Origin of the sequence: Frankia alni ACN14a (assembly GCF_000058485.1) — a bacterium.
Lineage (GTDB): Bacteria > Actinomycetota > Actinomycetes > Frankiales > Frankiaceae > Frankia > Frankia alni.
On record NC_008278.1, the window covers coordinates 1,715,478 to 1,732,885 of the forward strand.

At 73.0% G+C, this 17,408-nt stretch carries 12 protein-coding genes and 1 CRISPR repeat array; of the genes, 6 read left to right on the forward strand and 6 right to left on the reverse strand.

Annotated features, from left to right (window positions below):
* Positions 1 to 104: 104 nt before the first annotated feature.
* The 6 genes from FRAAL_RS06895 to FRAAL_RS06920 all read left to right on the forward strand — a co-directional run bounded on the left by FRAAL_RS06895 (position 105) and on the right by FRAAL_RS06920 (position 9,933).
* Positions 105 to 1,553 carry a glycosyltransferase gene (locus tag FRAAL_RS06895; protein ID WP_011602782.1) on the forward strand — a complete coding sequence of 483 codons (1,449 nt, stop codon included), beginning with the start codon at positions 105 to 107 and terminating at the stop codon, positions 1,551 to 1,553.
* A complete protein-coding gene (locus FRAAL_RS06900) occupies positions 1,540 to 4,398 on the forward strand; it encodes a PA14 domain-containing protein (protein ID WP_011602783.1) in 2,859 nt (952 codons plus the stop codon). The genes FRAAL_RS06895 and FRAAL_RS06900 overlap by 14 nt, the downstream gene beginning before the upstream one ends.
* Before the next feature lie 119 nt (positions 4,399 to 4,517).
* Entirely contained in the window at positions 4,518 to 5,030 is a 513-nt protein-coding gene (locus tag FRAAL_RS06905) for a hypothetical protein (protein WP_173402679.1), read from the forward strand.
* A 58-nt stretch (positions 5,031 to 5,088) separates the two neighbouring features.
* The gene (locus FRAAL_RS06910) at positions 5,089 to 5,823 is read left to right on the forward strand and encodes an SCO family protein (RefSeq protein ID WP_011602785.1); all 735 of its coding nucleotides are present in this window, start codon (positions 5,089 to 5,091) and stop codon (positions 5,821 to 5,823) included.
* A 91-nt stretch (positions 5,824 to 5,914) separates the two neighbouring features.
* Positions 5,915 to 7,966 carry a glycosyltransferase family 2 protein gene (locus FRAAL_RS06915; RefSeq protein ID WP_011602786.1) on the forward strand — a complete coding sequence of 684 codons (2,052 nt, stop codon included), beginning with the start codon at positions 5,915 to 5,917 and terminating at the stop codon, positions 7,964 to 7,966.
* Positions 7,963 to 9,933, forward strand: a complete 1,971-nt coding sequence (locus FRAAL_RS06920) for an ArnT family glycosyltransferase (RefSeq protein WP_011602787.1) — start codon at positions 7,963 to 7,965, stop codon at positions 9,931 to 9,933. Before FRAAL_RS06915 ends, FRAAL_RS06920 begins: the two co-directional genes overlap by 4 nt.
* A 128-nt stretch (positions 9,934 to 10,061) precedes the next feature.
* A CRISPR array of direct repeats spans positions 10,062 to 11,481; the repeat unit is 30 nt; unit sequence GTCGCTGATCATCCCTGGAGGGATCGCAAC.
* A gap of 30 nt (positions 11,482 to 11,511) precedes the next feature.
* Here the strand turns inward: FRAAL_RS06920 and FRAAL_RS31415 are convergent.
* From FRAAL_RS31415 to FRAAL_RS06950, 6 genes are all read right to left on the reverse strand, one after another.
* Entirely contained in the window at positions 11,512 to 12,141 is a 630-nt protein-coding gene (locus FRAAL_RS31415) for an FHA domain-containing protein (RefSeq protein ID WP_011602792.1), read from the reverse strand.
* A 57-nt stretch (positions 12,142 to 12,198) separates the two neighbouring features.
* Positions 12,199 to 12,729, reverse strand: a complete 531-nt coding sequence (locus FRAAL_RS06930) for a Rieske (2Fe-2S) protein (protein ID WP_011602793.1) — start codon at positions 12,727 to 12,729, stop codon at positions 12,199 to 12,201.
* Positions 12,730 to 12,765: 36 nt separating this feature from the next.
* Complete coding sequence (locus tag FRAAL_RS06935) at positions 12,766 to 13,338, reverse strand: DUF6529 family protein (RefSeq protein WP_041938951.1); 573 nt, start codon at positions 13,336 to 13,338, stop codon at positions 12,766 to 12,768.
* Between the two features lie 130 nt (positions 13,339 to 13,468).
* Entirely contained in the window at positions 13,469 to 16,078 is a 2,610-nt protein-coding gene (pepN, locus tag FRAAL_RS06940) for an aminopeptidase N (protein ID WP_011602795.1), read from the reverse strand.
* A gap of 57 nt (positions 16,079 to 16,135) precedes the next feature.
* Entirely contained in the window at positions 16,136 to 16,612 is a 477-nt protein-coding gene (locus tag FRAAL_RS06945; protein WP_041938952.1) for a hypothetical protein, read from the reverse strand.
* A complete protein-coding gene (locus FRAAL_RS06950) occupies positions 16,605 to 16,982 on the reverse strand; it encodes a hypothetical protein (RefSeq protein ID WP_011602797.1) in 378 nt (125 codons plus the stop codon). The genes FRAAL_RS06945 and FRAAL_RS06950 overlap by 8 nt, the downstream gene beginning before the upstream one ends.
* Positions 16,983 to 17,408: the final 426 nt, after the last annotated feature.

The window sequence follows — 17,408 nt, forward strand, 5'->3', positions numbered from 1 at the left end:
GTATTGCCGGCGGCGGCGCCCGGGAACGGGAACCATCCGGCGTCGGTTCGCCTCCTGTGGGTCCGCCGACTGATGGCGCGCGGACCGGGCGGAGGCCAGCCGCGATGACGCCGACGAGTACAGGTGATCTTCCCGACGACCGCACCGGTCTCCTGCGCCGGCCGACCCTGCCACAACCCCGCACCCCCCTGGACAGCCGGTCCGCCGAGGCAGATCGCGCCGCCGACGCCGATCGCGCCGCCGACGCTGGCCGCGTCCCCGACGCCGGCCGCGCCCTCGACCGCGACCTCGACCTCGACCCGCCGACGACCGCCCATCGCCTCGCGCCGGTGGCGCCGCAGCTGTCGGTCGTGGTGCCGACCCGCAACGAGGCGCACAACATCGAGCCCCTGCTGCGCCGGCTCGACGACGCGTTGCGGGGCCTGGCCGGCGAGGTCATCTTCGTCGACGACTCCGACGACGGGACACCCGAGGCGATCGCCCGGGTCCGGCCGACGGTGAGCCTGCCGGTGCGGGTGCACCACCGTGCGCCGCGGGCCCGGGTGGGCGGTCTCGGCGGTGCGGTCAGCGAGGGATTCGCCCTGTGCGCCGCGCCCTACGCCGTGATCATCGACGGTGACCTGCAGCATCCGCCGGAGACGATTCCCGCCCTGCTCGCCGCGGCTCTGCACGAGGCCGCCGACGTGGTCATCGGCAGCAGGTACGTGTCCGGCGGCAGCGCCTCCGGTCTCGCCGGCACCACCCGTCACCTCGTCTCCACCGGCTCGAACCTGCTCTGCCGGCTGGCGTTCCCGCGCCGGCTGCGCGGGGTGTCCGACGTGATGAGCGGCTTCTTCCTCGTCCGGGTGGCCGCGGTCGACCGGGCGGGGCTGCGGCCCGACGGCTACAAGATCCTGCTGGAGCTGCTGGCCACCGCCGGTCCGCTGCGCATCCGGGAGGTCGGGTACGCGTTCGCCGAGCGGCATGCCGGCGCCTCGAACGCCTCGATGTCCGAGGGGGGACGGTTCGTCCGGCGGCTGTTCTCGCTGCGGGTGCCCCGACCGGCCCGGTTCGCCCTGGTCGGGGCATCCGGCACCGTCCCGAACCTGGTCGGTACCGCCGCCCTGCACCACCTTGGCCTGCACTACCTGGCCGCGGCGATCCTCGCCACGCAGGTCGCGATCGCCTGGAACTTCGTCGGCTGCGAGCTGCTGGTCTGGGACCGCCAGGCCGGTTCCCGGCTCCGCCGCTACCCGGCGTTCGCGATCATCAACAACCTCGACCTGGTCGTCCGGCTGCCACTGCTCGCGCTGCTCGTCGGCCGGTGGGGGTTCGGCGTCGGCACGGCGACGCTGCTGTCGCTGGCCGCCGCGGTGATCATCCGCTACCTGGTGGTGGAGCGGCTGGTCTACCGCCGCCGGCCGGCGCCCGCACCCGCGCCGACCCCGGCGAACGGGCCAGCGGGACCGTCACGATCACTCGGGCGCGGCCGGGCCCGGGGCGCGGGTCGACCGGCTGGCCTGTCCTGGCCGGCGGGCGCGCCGGGGGAGGAGGCCACCGATGCGGCCACGTGAGCTGCGGTCGCGCCATCTTGCCCACCCGATCCGTCTTGCCCACCCGATCCGTCTTGCCCACCCGATCCGGCGCGCCCGTCCGGTCCGGCTCGCCCGCCCCGTCCGGCCCGGTCGGGCACTGGTCGCCGTGGTGCTGGCCTCGGCGGTCGGGCAGCTGGTCCTGGTGGTCGCGGGTTCGCCGGCGGCCTCGGCGCAGGCCTGTACGGCCGACCAGTGGAACGCCGAGTTCCACGCCGGGACCGATCTGGGCGGTGACCCGGTCGGGCAGCGCTGCGACGCCGCCATCGACTTCGACTGGTCGGCGAACGGCCCCGGCGTCACCGGCATCGGCACCACCGGCTACTCGGTGCGCTGGACCCGCCGGCTCACCCTCGCCGCCGGCGCCTACACGGCGAGCGTGACCGGCGACGACGGCGTCCGGGTGCTCATCGACGGGCAGTCCGTCGCCGACGGCTGGGGCGACCACGGCCCGCAGACGTTCACCGGCACCCGCACCCTGGCCGCGGGTGCCCACACGATCGTCGTCGAGTACTACCAGAGCGCCGGCGGCGCCATGGTCGAGTTCGACCTCGGCGGCGGGCCGGCGGACCAGGGCGGCGCCGGGCCCGACTGCGCGGCGGACGAGTGGGCGGGCACCTACTTCCCGAACCGGACGCTGAGCGGCACCGGGGTGCCCCGCTGCTCGGCGGGCCTCGACTACGCCTGGGGCGACGACGGTCCCGGCCTGGCCGGCATCGGCGCCGACAACTTCTCCGCCCGCTGGACGCGGACGGCGACCGTCGCCGCCGGCAGCCTGGCGTTCACCGTCACGGCCGACGACGGGATCCGGGTCTACCTCGACGACCAGCCGATCATCGACCGGTGGCGCGACCAGGGCCCCACCACCTACACGGCGAGCACGGAGGTCACCGCCGGCAGCCATGCCATCCGGGTGGAGTACTACGAGCACGCCGGGGGCGCGACCGCGCGGGTCGGCTACACCCTCACGCCCGCGGCCGCGTGCAACGGCCTGCAGTGGTCGGCCCAGTACTTCGCCAACGTCACGCTCGCCGGCACGCCGACGCCGGCGCGCTGCGAGACCGGCCTGCACCACGACTACGGCGACGGCAGCCCGGGTGTGGCCGGCATCGGCGCGGACGCCTTTTCCGCCCGCTGGACCCGGGTCGACCGCTTCGCCGCCGGTCCGACCACGATCACCGCGACCGCCGACGACGGGGTGCGCGTCTTCGTCGACGGCACCCGGGTGATCGACGGCTGGAACGACCAGGGCCCGACCACCTTCACCGCCACCCCGACGGTGACCGCGGGCACCCACACGATCATCACCGAGTACTACGACCGGGCCGGCGGGGCGCAGATCCGCGTCGACTACACCGGCGGCGGCGACCCCGGCCCCGTCCCGCCCCCGCCGCCGGGCGGGTGCGCGTCCGACTGCGGCGGATCCTGGCAGACGCTCAGCTATCCGAGTTCCGTGCGGTCCGTGCACGCCAGCGTCCTGCACACCGGGAACGTGCTGCTCGTCGCCGGCTCCGGAAACGACCTGGCCGCCTTCGACGCGCACACCTTCAAGTCGACCGTGTGGAATCCGAATACGGGTCGGTTCAAAGATGTTCCTGTAGCGGACGACCTATTCTGCTCCGGCCATGTCCAACTCCCGGACGGTCGAATCCTGCTGGCCGGTGGAACGTCCGCCTACTCCACCGCGACGGCCAACTACAAGGGCCTGGACAAGAGTTACGTCTTCGATCCCGTCGCCGACACGTACACCGCGACGAACGACCTGCCGGGCGGCGGCCACTGGTATCCCAGCCTGACCGAGCTGGGCGACGGCAACGTCCTCGCCGTGGGCGGCCTGGACCAGAACGCGGCCGGCAGCGTCGCGACCGAGATGTTCGACAGCTCCCGGCAGGCCTGGCTCCCCGGCTCCCAGGTGCCGCAGACGTACTTCTTCTGGGGCCTCTACCCGGAGCTGAAGCTGATGACGGACGGGCGGCTGTTCTACGCCGGCGTCCACACCTTCGGCAACGCGCCGACCGACGCCGGCTCGAACATCTACGACCCGGCCACGGCGACGGTCAACGACGTGCCGGGCCTGCGCCACGTGAACCTGCGCGACCAGGGCGCCTCGGTGCTGCTCCCGCCGGCCCAGGCCGGGCGGGTGCTGACCCTGGGTGGCGGCAACGGTGACGCCGGGGCGGACGCCATCGCCGCCACCGACCTCATCGATTTGCGCCAGCCCGACCCGCACTGGCAGGCCGGCCCGGACCTGCCCGCGGCGAAGATGTACGTCAGCGCCGTGATCCTGCCCGACGGGAAGGTTCTGGAGACCGGCGGCGGACGGCACCTGCGCTCCGACCCGGTGCACGAGGCGTCGATCTACGACCCGGTCGCGAACACCTTCACCTCCGTCCCGCCGGACCCCCAGGACCGGACCTACCACTCGCAGGCGTTCCTGCTGCCCGACGGCAGCGTCGCCGCGCTCGGGAACAACCCGCTCGACGGATCGTTCAGCCAGGCGATCTCGGTCTACCGGCCCTGGTACATGAGCCGCCAACGGCCCGCGATCACCCAGGCGGCCGACACGTTCGGCTACGGCTCGCGGCAGGCGCTGACGGTCGACGGCGACATCGGCCGGGTCACGCTGCTGCGGCCCGCGTCGGTGACCCACCAGGCCGATCCCAACCAGCGCAGCGTCGATCTGCCGGTCTCGGCCGGCAGCCAGGGCGGCCAGGTCTCGGTCGACGTCCCCGACAATCCGAACCTGCTTCCGCCGGGGTACTACATGATGTTCGCCCAGAACACCGCCGGGGTCCCCTCGGTGGCCCGATGGGTGCGGGTCCGATGAGCGCGCACCTGGACGGACCGCCCGTGGCCTCGATGCCGCGCCTTGTCCCTGTCTCGGGTGTCGCCCCTGTCTCGGGTGTCGCCCCTGTCCCGGGTGTCGCCGGGGCCGGGCGGCGGCGGGTGCTGGTGACGATCGCCCTCGCGGTGATGCTCGTCAACGGCGCCGCCGAGGTGATCGGTCATGGTGGGTGGCCCGGCGGCGGCCCCGGCCGTTCCGGCCCGCCCGGCCACGATTCCGCCGGCCACGATTCCGCCGGCCACGATTCCGCCGGCCACGATTCCGCCGACCAGGACACCGCCGACCAGGACACCGCCGACCACGATTCCGCCGCTCGGGACGTTGTCGCCGCGGTCGCGCCGGCCGCCGCGCTGTCCGGTCGGGTCGTGCCTCGGGGCAACGGCAGCCCGTCCCCGGTCCCGGCCGGCCTGGACGGCTGCGACTACAACTATGTTGCGGCGGACACCGGCCGGCGGATCTGCGTGCCGCGCACCCCGCCGCCCGGCCGGCGCCTCGACTGCGCCTACCTCAGGGAACAGGGAATCGGCACGGTCCGGGTCACCGGTCAGGACACCCGGCGACTCGCCGGCGCGGCGCCCGCGGCCGCACGGGGCACGGTGCTCTGTGCTCCCTGACCACATCCTCGTGGCCGCCGCCATTCCTGTGGCCGCAAACCGGCCGCGCAGCGGCGGGATGGCGGCAGGGCCGGTGCGGCGGGGGCTGGCGGCGCTGGTCGCCGCCGTCGTCGGGATCGGTGCGTTCGTCGCCTGCGGCGGCGACGGGTCCGCGGATGGCGCGTCCGCGGGTGACGCGTCGACGGCGGTGGCCGGCGGGCCGCCGTCCGGTTCCGGTGTGGCGGCGACCGCCGGCGGCGGCTGGCACGGCACCGTGCCCGGAGTCGCCGTGCCCCGCCCGTCGTTCGTCCTGACCGACACCGCCGGGCACCGCTTCGACTTCGCCCGCGCCACCGCCGGCCGCGCCACGCTGCTGTTCTTCGGGTACACGCACTGCCCCGACGTGTGCCCGACGACGATGGCGGACCTTGCGGCGGCCCGCCAGGTCGCCGGGCCCGTGACCGCGGCGAGGGTGACGGTCGTCTTCGTCACGACCGACCCGGCGCGGGACACCCCGGCGGTGTTGCGCCACTGGCTCGCCCAGTTCGACGCCGGGTTCATCGGGCTGACCGGCACCCCGGCGCAGATCGACGCGGCGCAGCGGGCGGTCGGCGTGCCGGTGGCCCTCGCGGACCCGGCCACCCGCGCCAGCGCCGGTACCGGTACCGGTGACGACCGCCCGGCCTACCTGGTCGGTCACGCCTCGCAGGTCCTCGGGATCGGACCGGACGACCGCATCCGCGTGCGCTACTTCGCCGACACGACGGTCGCCGAGTACGTCGCCGATCTGCCGAGGCTTGTCGCCGCCCTCTGATCCGACCCCAGTCGCCGCGGCGCGCGATCCCGGATCGCGCGCGCCAGGCGCCATGCCGCGGCGTCCCCCTTCCCGTCAGGCAGGTACTTCAGTGGCATCCGACTTCGAAGCACCGCGGCCCCGCGCGGTCCCGTCTGACCCGTCCCGGCTCCCACCGGCTCGCAACCACCGCAGCCACCGCAACCACCGCAGCCACCGCAGCCACCGCGACCCGCAGGCATCAGCCCGTCGCCGGCGGCTGGCCACGGCGAGCTGGGGGATCGCGCTGCACGTTGCGCTCGCCGCCCTCGTCGCCGGCCCGCTGGCCGTCGAGGCCGGCCTGGCCTACCTGGTCCCGGCCGCACTCGCCGTCCTCGCGCCCCGCACGTTCGGTCGTGCCGGGCCTCGCCGCCCGGCCGCGGACTGGCCACGATCGGCCGGCGCCGGCGGCGGCCTCGCCGTCGTCCCTGCCGTCGTCCCTGCCGTCGGGCGGGTCGCCGGGCGGGTCGATCACCGCGGCGCCCGGCTGCCGCGCATCGTCCAGCTCGCCTGCGAGTCCGCCGGCTGGTACGTGTTCACGGTCGCCGGCTCCTCGGATCTGCGGGTGGCTCCGGTCGAGGGCCCCGACCTGCCCGGCTTGCTCGCCGCGACGCTGGGGGCGGCGGCCGCGGTGGGTGGCACGCTGCTGCTGTCCCGGCGCGAGCCGGCCCTCCCCGCGGCGCGCCACCGCCGTCGCGCGGTGGCCGTCCTCGCCGCCGCGCCGCTCGGCGTGGCGCTGGCCGTCCGCGCGGCGCAGCATCACCACGCGGTGCTGCTCGCCGCGTGGACGGGGGTGTCGTTGCTGATGCTGCTCGTCGCCGTCCTCACCCTGGTCCGCGGCCAGTACAGCTGGCAGCTGCCCGAGCGGGTGCACCACGTCGACCTCGCCGACCTCCAGGCGCCGCGGCACCGGTTCTCACTGATCATCCCCGCCCGCGACGAACCGATCCTCGGCCGGACCCTGACCCAGATCCTCGCCGGTGACTACCCGGCCGACCTGGTGGAACTGGTCGTGATGGTCTCCCACGACGAGGTCGACCGGCCGACCCGGCGCATCGCCGAGCAGATCGCCGCCCGCCATCCCAACGTCCGCGTCATCGCCCCGCAGGGCAGCCAGCGCAGCAAGCCGCTGTCCCTGGAGGACGCCCGCCGCCACTGCACCGGCGACATCGTCGGCATCGTCGACGCCGAGTCGCTCATCGCGGGCGGACTGCTCACCTACGTCAACACCCTGGCGCTGCGCCAGGCCGACGTCGGCATCTTCCAGGGCGGCGTCCAGCTCATGAACGTGCGCGGCCCGGGGCGCCCGGCGCGGCCCGCCGGCGTCGGCCGGCTGCGCGCCGCGCTGCGCCGGTGGAACACCGCAACGTCCTGGTGGCGGGCCCGCAACTGCCTGGAGTACTACGTCTGGTTCATGTCCCGCCTGCGCTTCCAGGCCCGGGCGCGCTTCATCCCTCTCGGCGGGAACACCGTGTTCATCCGCCGGTCCGTGCTGGAGCGGCTCGGCGGCTGGGACGTCGCCTGCCTCACCGAGGACTGCGACCTGGGCGTGCGGGCCTCGGTCGCCGGCATCCGCACGACGGTCTTCTACCACCCGGACCTGACGACCCGGGAGGAGACGCCGGAGAGCCTGACGAAGCTCGTCGTTCAGCGCACCCGCTGGATGATGGGGTTCATGCAGGTCCTGTTCAAGGGGGACTGGCGCCTGCTGCCGGGGGGCCGGCAGCGGATGATGGCGGCGGAGATGCTGGCCATGCCGTTCTTCCAGGCGATGGCCGGGGTGCTGCTCCCCGTCTCCGGAGTCCTGACGCTGTTCCTCACGGCGCCGACGGGCCTCGTCATCGTCTTCTGGCTGCCGCTGGCCGCCTCCGTCATGACCGTCTTCTCGGAACAGGCGGCGTTCCGGGAGTTCACCGACGCCTACGATCTCGCCGTCGGTCGGTGGGACAGCGTCCGGCTCATCCTCAGCGCGCCGTTCTACCAGCTCGCACTGTCGATCGCCGCGGTGCGGGCCACCGCCCGCCTGGTGCGCGGCCGGTTGGAGTGGGAGAAGACGTCGCACTCCGGCGCCCATCACGGTGCCGGCGCCGGGGCGGGTCGTCTCGGGCTGGAGGCGGCGTCGTGACCGTCCACGAGTTCGTCGACGTTCTCGACGAGACCCTGCCGCAGCCGGTGGGTTCCCGGCCCGCCGCCTGGGCCGCCGACCGGGCCCGGCTGCTGGGCGCGCGGGTGGCCGCCGGCGCCCGGGCCCACCGGCACAGCCTCGCCCTGCTCGCGGTGCTCCTGCCGGTCGTCGCACTGGTGCACGGGGTCAACTTCGACGGTTGGCCCGGGCGGGTCACCGACGACGAGGGCACCTACGCCGCCCAGGCCTACTCGATGCAGTACTGGAACCGCATCGCCCACTACACCTACTGGTACGACCATCCGTTCGGCGGCTGGCTGCTCATCGCGATCTACACCAAGCTCACCGACGGCTTCCACCGGGCGGCGACCGCGGTCACCGCCGCCCGCGAGCTGATGTTCCTGCTCCACCTGGCGAGCTGCGTGCTGTTGTACCGGTTCGGCCGGCTGCTGGGCCTGCGCCGGTTCTTCGCCGGCCTGGCGCTGCTGGTGTTCTCGCTGTCGCCGCTGGCGCTGTGGTACCAGCGGATGGCGTTCCTGGACAACATCGCGGTGATGTGGCTGCTGGCGGCGTTCGTCTGCGCGGCGTCCCCGCGGCGCAGCGTGGCCGCGGCGGCGCTCGCCGGGACGTTCATGGCGTTCTCGTTCTGGTCCAAGGAGACGACGCTGCTGTTCCTGCCCGGGCTGTACGTGCTGCTCTGGCAGCACCGGGACCCGCGGAACTGGCGGTTCGTGCGGCGCAACTTCCTCGGCTGCCTGATCGGGATCTGCGGTATCTACATCCTGTACGCGGCGGCGAAGAACGAGCTGTTCGAGGGGCCCGGCCACGTCTCCCTGGAGTGGGCGGTGCGCTGGCAGCTGTTCGACCGGGCGCCGAGCGGCAGCGTGCTCGACACCGGCAGCGACACGTACAACGTCGTCCGCTCCTGGCTCGACCTGGACCCGTACCTGGTGCTGGCGGGCATCGCCGCGGCCGTGCCGCTGCTTGCCCTGCGCCGGCTGCGGGTGGTCTCGGCGCTGCTGCTGATCCAGTTCGGTTTCATCTTCCGCAACGGCTACCTGCCCAACCCGTACGTCACCGCAATGCTGCCCTTCGCCGCCCTCTGCGCCGCCGGCCTCCTCGACGCGGCGCTGCCTCGCGCCCTGCCCCGGGCTGGCGGTGCCGACGGCGAACGCGACGGCGACGGGAACGCCGGCGGTGGCGCGCTGGGCGTCCCGGGATGGCTCACTGCGGTGTGGACGGGCCTGCGTCGGGGCGCGGTGGCCGCAGCCGTGATCGGGTCGGTGGTGGCGCTGGCCTGGGACTGGACGCCGAAGATCCACACGGCGCTGACGATGGACGCGAGCGCGCCGAGCCGGGACGCCACCCGCTGGTTCCTCGCCCACATCCGCGACGACGGCACCGTCATCACCGACGACATCGCCTGGACCGACCTCACCATCCACGGCCGCCGCCCGCTGCCGGTGTGGTTCTACAAGCTCGACCTCGACCCGCAGGTCCGGGGCCACTTCCCGCACGGCTGGAAGGACGTCGACTACCTGATGATGGGCAAGCCCCCGGACTCGGTGCTCGCCGAGGTCCCGATCGTCGCCGAGGCGCTGCACCACTCGGTGGTCCTCAAGTCCTTCGGCAACGGCGAGATCGAAATCCGCCGGGTCCTCCCTCCCGGCTGCCGCATCGACATCCCACCCGCCCGCTGCGGCCCCGACGCGTCCGAGCGGACGATTCCGTCCGCCGGGGCGGGTAACCATGGTTCTGACTACGGATACGTTCCCGCCGCCAGCGGTCAAGGCCCGGCTGCCCGAGTTGGTGACCTGAATTCAACAACACCACGACCAGGTGACGGCGATGCGCAACGAGCGGCCAGCGGCAGCGGTCGTTCCGGTGGAGGAGCGGGAGAGCCTGCACGAGAATCCGGAGATTCCGCCAGACACCAGGACGGTGTCCTCTCTCCCGGCGGCGGCTGAGGCGATTCCCCGGAACCCCTTCCTGGATCATGCCTCTGACCTGCGCAGTTGCATTACCGCCGAACCGCTGCAAGATCTCCGTTTGCCCCCTGGTCCGCAACACCCTTGACCTGCACCTTTACTATGGGGTCGCTGATCATCCCTGGAGGGATCGCAACTGCAGACGCCCTTGCGTGGGCAACAGCACACATCCTGACAGTCGCTGATCATCCCTGGAGGGATCGCAACAGGGCCGTTTCGATGTGACTGTTGGTGGCGCTGTGCAGGTCGCTGATCATCCCTGGAGGGATCGCAACTTCGGCTACCTGCACGGCGCGCCTCCGCCGGCCCACGTCGCTGATCATCCCTGGAGGGATCGCAACTTGGGTAGCTGGTTGATACCCGGGATGATGGCATCCCCGGTCGCTGATCATCCCTGGAGGGATCGCAACGGCATCTCCGTGTGGACGTAGTGCGGCCGTACGAGGTCGCTGATCATCCCTGGAGGGATCGCAACAAGGGACGCCCGAGGCGCCTCGACGCGTTCGCCTGGGGGGTCGCTGATCATCCCTGGAGGGATCGCAACTACAGACCACGTTCAGGGCCGAGCGTGATGAGTGCGCGGTCGCTGATCATCCCTGGAGGGACCGCAACAGACGCAGATGTGGGAGCTCCCGGAAGTCGTCCGCGGTCGCTGATCATCCCTGGAGGGATCGCAACATGACACGCGTACGCTCCACCACCGGTTCACCAGGTCGCTGATCATCCCTGGAGGGATCGCAACATCGGCCCGTAGCGGGCGATGCTTTCCTCATTGGTCGCTGATCATCCCTGGAGGGATCGCAACTCAACGCCGAGCAGGCCCACGGCGACGACGGGTCGGGTCGGTCGCTGATCATCCCTGGAGGGATCGCAACTGTCGACGACGAAGCCGCCGCCGGTCCAGCGCAGGTCGCTGATCATCCCTGGAGGGATCGCAACCGGTGAGCTCACCGACGACCAGATCGCCGAACTCGACGTCGCTGATCATCCCTGGAGGGATCGCAACCTGCTCACCGCGACGGCAAACAGCGGCGCCACGTGTCGCTGATCATCCCTGGAGGGATCGCAACTCTTTCCCGAGCCGGTGCCCGCGACAACCGCGAAATGCGGTCGCTGATCATCCCTGGAGGGATCGCAACCAGAGCTGATCATGCAGGAGACGCTGCCCGACGTACCCGTCGCTGATCATCCCTGGAGGGATCGCAACTCGGGCGTCAGGAGGTCGGCGGAGCGGCCTTGCGCGTCGCTGATCATCCCTGGAGGGATCGCAACGCTATTTCCGCCTATTCTTGACCTACCGGCGGGTCGCTGATCATCCCTGGAGGGATCGCAACATCGCGAGCATGTTGACCAGCCCGACGTCGAGCAGGTCGCTGATCATCCCTGGAGCGATCGCAACGCCGGCGAACGGCGCCGGGCCCGACCCGCGCGAGTCGCTGATCATCCCTGGAGGGATCGCAACAAATCGTCACGCGGCGGAGACGACACCGCGCCGGGGTCGCTGATCATTCCAGGAGGGATCGCAATCTCGCTGGCCGGGCTGGAGGAATCTCACTTTCAGGTAAGCGCGAGCAGTGCTCCGAGGGCAAAACCGACCGCCCCGAGCCAGACGAGGGTCGGTAGCGCGTGCAGCCAGCGCGCGAGTGGTCGCGGTCCGGACCTCCCAGCAGCCCCGGCCGGCGGTCCAGGCTGGGCAGGCACCGAGTGTTGGGGCGTGAGTGCCTGGCCGGGCGGCGCGGGGGGACGGCCTGCTGCCGGCGCCCCCGGCGGCGGGGCTGCGGGGCGGGGGAGGATCGCGGATGGCGGTGGGGGGGTGGCCTGGCCGGCGAGGATCGTTTCCTGGTCGGCGAGGTCTGGGTCGGCGGGTGGGACGGGCGGCCGGGGTGCCGGGGGTGGGGGGATCAGGACGACGAGCGGGCCGTTGGCGGCGCCGAGGTGTACTCGAATCTCGCCGCCGACGAGGGGGACGCTGACCCTGCGGCTGCCGTCGACCCAGATGCCGTTGGAGCTGATATCGCGGGCGAGCCAGCCGTCGGCGCCGGGTTCGAGCCGCAGGTGGCGGCGGGAGACGCGGCCGTCGGCGAGGACGACGTCGCAGTCGCGGCCGCGGCCGACGACGTGCGCGCGGTCGGGCGGTAGGACGGTTTCGCCGGCCGGGGTGACGATCCGCAGCCCTGTCGGGTCCACTGCTTGTCCTCTCGAAACGGGCCGCCCGGTGGCGGGGCGGGTTGCCGACGGGGGCGGTCAGGCGGGGAAGACCTCGTCGCCGCGGACGGTCACCGCTACGCCGGGCAGGGGCGCCTTGGCCGGGCCGGCGACGGGTTGGCCGGTGCGGGTGTCGAACGCGCTGCCGTGGCAGGGGCAGCGGATCCGGCCCTTCGACACCGCGTTCACCGTGCAGCCCTGGTGGGTGCAGACGTTCGAGAAGCCCTGGACCGCGCCGGCGGCGTCCCTGGTCAGGACGATGCCGGCGTCGTCGAGGATGAGTCCGCCGTCCGCCGGCACGTCGCCGACCCGGGCCAGCGCCGCCTTGCCGCCCGAACCGCCCGAGCCCGAACCGCCCGAGCCCGCGCCCTTGCCGTCGGCGTCGTCGGCGCTCCCCGAGCCGCCGGAGCTGCCGGCGGCGGCCGGCGTCCGGCCGTGGTCGCCGGACCGGCCGGACGAGGACTTCGCCGCGTCACTGCTGTCTGCCACGACGTAGCCGACCGCCCCGGCGGCGACGGTCACGGCGATTCCCGGAACCACGGTCCGCCGGCTCGGCGCTTCCTGGGTCATCTTTTCTTCCTCGAAGTCGGGCCCGGGAGCGTCGGCTCAGACATGGGGAATTCCGGACTGGGTGAAGAACCACAGTGAGGCGCTTAACCACAGCACGACAAGTGACGCCAACACCGTGGAACCGAGCACCGGCAGCGCCCACCCGGGCAGGCCGCGCACCCGCAGGCCGAGCATTTTCGCCGCATAGGCGCCGTAGAAGAGGCAGCCGACCACGCTGTGCACCAGAACGCGGGCGTCGGTGTCGGCGAAACCGAGCGCCCAGATGCAGTGGAAGGCGACCGGCAGAGTAAGGACGAAGGCGGCCGTGCCGCTCCATCGATGCAGCGGAGCGGCCCAGGAGGGGGCCGGACCCGCGGCGGGCAGCCGGCCCCACATCCACAGTGCCGTGATGAGCTGGACGATCAGGAGAAGGGTGGCCGCCGTCGTCAGCCAGGCTTTCATCGGCAGCATTCCGGAAAAGCCGAGAGTGAACACGGGCCGGCCGGCCGGGTCGTGAACTTTCGCATACACGCCCATCGACACGGCGACGGCGGCGCCGAGCAGAAGAACGCCGGCCACCGGCACGCCCCGACCGGTCGACCTGTTGGGCGCCTGTGCGCCGACTGCCATGCCGCCCCCATCCCGCCGACCATTGTTTCTGCGGCAACTATGCCCGAAGGACTCGGTTCGCGCAGGCAAACGTCGGCGGGATGACAAATTCTTTGCGGACCATTCGGGTCCGCTTGTCGTGCCGGTCGGGTCAGGCGCGGGTGCGGGCGCGGACGGCGCGGCGGAGCTCGTCGGTCGCGTCGACGACGACCCGGCGCAGCACCGGGTCGAGGCCGCCCCGGTCGAGCAGGGCGTCGGCGTCCCGCAGCGTCCCGGCGGACACCGCGTACTGCGGGTAGGCGAAGGTGGCGATCTGGCGGGCGGCGTGCGGGGTGCGCCGCGCGCTCATCGCGGGCATCTGCTCGAAGTAGCGGGAGACGTACGCGGCGGTGAGGTCGTCCTGCTCGGGCTGCCAGAAGCCCTCGGCGGTCGCCCCGATCAGCCGCGCGGACACGCTGTCGTCAGCCACGATCATCTCCCAGGCGCGCGCCTTGGCCGCGGCGTCCGCGATGGCCGCGCGGGCCCGAGCCGCGTGTTCGGCGGCGCGGGCGCTGCGGTCGCGCCGGCCCTCCGCGGCGATCTCGGCCTCGCCGGCGCGGCCGAGCACGACCAGGCGGTGCAGCAGCGTCCAGCGCAGCTCGGGGTCGATGAGCAGCCCGGCGGGCACGTCGACCCCGGCGAGCCAGGCGGCGAGGGCGTCAACCTCGTCCGGTCCGCTGCATCCGATGACGCCGCGTGCGGCCGAGAGCTGGCGGCCGCTGCCCGGGGCGGCGTCCGCCAGCGCCCGCAGGCAGGCGGCGTGCAGCCGCGCGCCCGCGCCCGGCCGGGCCGACGGGGCGAGGTAGCGGGTGAGCGCGGTGGCGCGGGCGAAGCGCAGGGCGTCCTCGAAGACGGCGAGCTGGGTCTCCGACGGCAGGGCGGAGGCGGCGAGCGCCAGGTAGTCGGCCGCGGGCCACTGCGCATCGCGGGTCGCGTCGGCTGCCGCCGCCCAGATCACCGCGCGGGCCAGCGGATCGGTCACCCGGGGCAGCGCGGCCGGCAGGGCCGCCAGGTCCGCGGGCGTGAACCGCACCTTCGCGTAGGTCAGGTCGCCGTCGTTGACCAGCAGCAGCCGGCCGGCCGCGGTGCCGGTCAGCGCGGCGACCGCGGTGCGCCCGTCCGCCGCGGCCGGGTCGATGTCGACCTCGACCCGGCGCAGCAGCTCGATCGGCGCGGCGTCGGCGCCGTCCGCGTGACCGTCCGCGGGGCCGTAGATGCCGATGCCGAGGCGGTGCGGGCGCAGCGTCGGGTACGCCGCCGGCGCCGTCTGGACGACGGTGACCTGCTCGTAGCGGTCCTGGGCGTCGACGGTGACCTGCGGGCGCAGGGTGTTGACCTGCTCGCGGCGCAGCCACAGCTCCGCCCAGCCGGTGAGGTCGCGCCCGCTCGCCTCGGTCAGCGCGGCCAGCAGGTCGGCCAGGGTCGCGTTGCCGTAGGCGTTGCGGGTGAAGTAGGCGCGCAGCCCCGTCAGGAACGCCTCGTCGCCCACCCAGGCGACGAGCTGGCGCAGCACGGAGGCACCCTTGGCGTAGGAGATCCCGTCGAAGTTCAGCAGCGCGAGCGCGGTGTCGTCGACGTCCGCCGGCGCGACGGGATGCGTCGAGGGCCGCTGGTCGGCGGCGTAGCCCCAGCCCTTGCGGCCGACGGCGAAGCTGGTCCACGCCTCGGTGAACCGGGTCGCCTCGGCGGTCACCCGGTAGCCCATGTACTCGGCGAACGACTCGTTCAGCCACAGGTCGTCCCACCAGCGCATGGTGACCAGGTCGCCGAACCACATGTGCGCCATCTCGTGGGCGATCACGACGGCGCGCAGCTCGCGCTCGGTGTCGGTCACCGCCGAGCGGTAGACGAACTCGTCGCGGAACGTCACGCAGCCCGGGTTCTCCATCGCGCCGGCGTTGAACTCCGGCACGAACGCCTGGTCATAGGTGCCGAACGGGTAGCGGTCGGCGAACAGCTCGTGGTAGCGGTCGAGGCACGCCCGGGTGACGTCGAAGATCTCCGCGGCGTCGGCGTCCAGGTAGGGCGCGAGCGAGCGGCGGCAGACCAGCCCGAGCGGGATGCCGTCGTGATGGTCCTCGACGAGGTGGTACGGCCCGGCGACCACCGTCACGAAGTAGGTGGCCAGCGGCGGGGTCTCGGTGAACTCCCAGCGGCCCGCGGCGGTCTGCCGGCCCGCCCCGTTGGCCCGCACCACCCAGTCGGGGGGTGCCAGGACGGTCAGCCGGACCGGTGCCTTGAGGTCGGGCTGGTCGAAGCAGGCGAACATCCGCTGGGCGTCGTCGAGGAACGTCTGGGCGTACAGGTACACCTCGCCGTCCTCGGGATCGGTGAACCGGTGCAGGCCCTCGCCCGTGTTCGAATAGCGCATCGTCGCCGTCACCGTGAGCTCGTTCGACCCGGCGAGGTCGGTGAGCGGGAGCCGGTTGCCGTCGAGCGTCGCCGGGTCCAGGACTCGGTCGTTGAGCCGCAGCAGATGCGCGGTCACCGGCTTGACCTCGGCGAACGTCGCCGGGCTGCCGTCGCTCGAAGTCGAGGTCGAGGTCGAGGTCGGGGTCGGAGCCGGGGTCGCCGCTGGTTCGCGCAGGCTGAAGCGCACCCTGGTCGTCGAGCCGAACTCCGTCGACGTGCGGGCCGCCGTCAGGTCCAGCTCGATGTCGTAGCCGTCGACGCGCAGCAGGTTCGCGCGCGTCACGGCCTCGTCCCGGGTGAGGGTGTGCATACCGCGAACCTACGAGATGGCCGGCCCGGGGGAACGGCGATCCCGCCGGACGTCGGCTCAGGGGTTGGCCGACTCCTGCGCCGGTCGACCCGCGGCCCGCGCCCGCGACGCGGATCCGCGCAGCCAGGTCAGGCCGAGAACGGGCAGGATGACCGGGATGAACAGGTAGCCGCTGCCGTAGTTCGACCAGACCGCCTGGTCGGGGAAGGCCGCCGAGTCCACGACGCTCGCGGTGCCCACGGCGAGCACGCCGGCCAGCTCGGTCGCGCAGGCGGCGACGGCGACCCGATGCCAGGACGCGCCGGGGCGGGCCAGCGCCACCGTCGCGACGACGTAGACCACGGCTGCGAACGCCGAGAGCAGGTAGGCCAGCCGGGCGTGGTCGAACTCGGTGGAGATCTGGACCGCCGACCGGGAGCAGGCGGCCACCGCGAAGATCGCGTAGACCGTGACGAGGATCCGCCCCGGCCCGCCCGCCGTCCGCGAGCCGCCGCGGCCACGCTCTGCCGGGCCCGCCGGCCTTGTCTCATCCACCTGTGCCTCCACCCGTGCTCTCCCAGACCTGACCGAGCCGGACGACGATGATGGCGACGGCGAGGCACGCGATGCCCAGCACCCCGCTGCCCCACCGGGACCGATCGCCCAGGGACCACCACACGCCCACGGGCAGCGCGACGACCGAGGCGATCAGGTACAGCACGAAGTTCACCGGCTGGTCGGCGTGCGAACCCCCCGCCACGACGACGATCGCGGCGATCACCTGGGCGATCAGGACGGCCTCGACCACCCCGGCCGCGGCCAGCAGCCCCACCCCGACGGCCCGGTCGCGCCAGGTCTGCAGCAGGCAGGCCACCCCGGCCACGAGCGCGCAGGCGATGGATGCGGCCGCCAGTCCGTCGATCATCGGCCGTGCCCCGGCCCGCCGTCCACCCGCATCCGTCCGCCCCTTCCGAGCTTGCCGCGCGTCCTGCCGCACGATCGTCCGCGCGCCTGTCTACGACGGATGGTAGAAGATTGCCGTCGAACCCGTCGGGCGGAACATCGTGCGTGGCGCCATGCCATGCCGCGCCGGGCCCGGCCCGGCTCAGCCCGGCGATCGTGCGGTTCCGCGGAACCGCGGTTCCGCGGAACCGCGCCGAGCCCGTCGCCCCCGCCCCCGGCCCCGGCCCTTGCCCCTGGCCCCTGGCCCCGGTGGTGCATGACCGCACGGATGACGGGAATACCGTCCGCTACCGACATCACATCGTGTCACAACCGTCACACCCCGGATGTCGGCGCGCGTCGGAGGTGGATTGACCGGGCGCTCTCGGCTTTGTCTCTGCGGATCGGT

Coding starts and splice junctions, on each gene's coding strand:
- FRAAL_RS06910 (WP_011602785.1), top strand. CDS start 5,089: ATGGCGGCAGGGCCGGTGCGGCGGGGGCTGGCGGCGCTGGTCGCCGCC.
- FRAAL_RS06930 (WP_011602793.1), bottom strand. CDS start 12,729: ATGACCCAGGAAGCGCCGAGCCGGCGGACCGTGGTTCCGGGAATCGCC.
- pepN (WP_011602795.1), bottom strand. CDS start 16,078: ATGCACACCCTCACCCGGGACGAGGCCGTGACGCGCGCGAACCTGCTG.
- FRAAL_RS06895 (WP_011602782.1), top strand. CDS start 105: ATGACGCCGACGAGTACAGGTGATCTTCCCGACGACCGCACCGGTCTC.
- FRAAL_RS06935 (WP_041938951.1), bottom strand. CDS start 13,338: ATGGCAGTCGGCGCACAGGCGCCCAACAGGTCGACCGGTCGGGGCGTG.
- FRAAL_RS06950 (WP_011602797.1), bottom strand. CDS start 16,982: ATGATCGACGGACTGGCGGCCGCATCCATCGCCTGCGCGCTCGTGGCC.
- FRAAL_RS06900 (WP_011602783.1), top strand. CDS start 1,540: ATGCGGCCACGTGAGCTGCGGTCGCGCCATCTTGCCCACCCGATCCGT.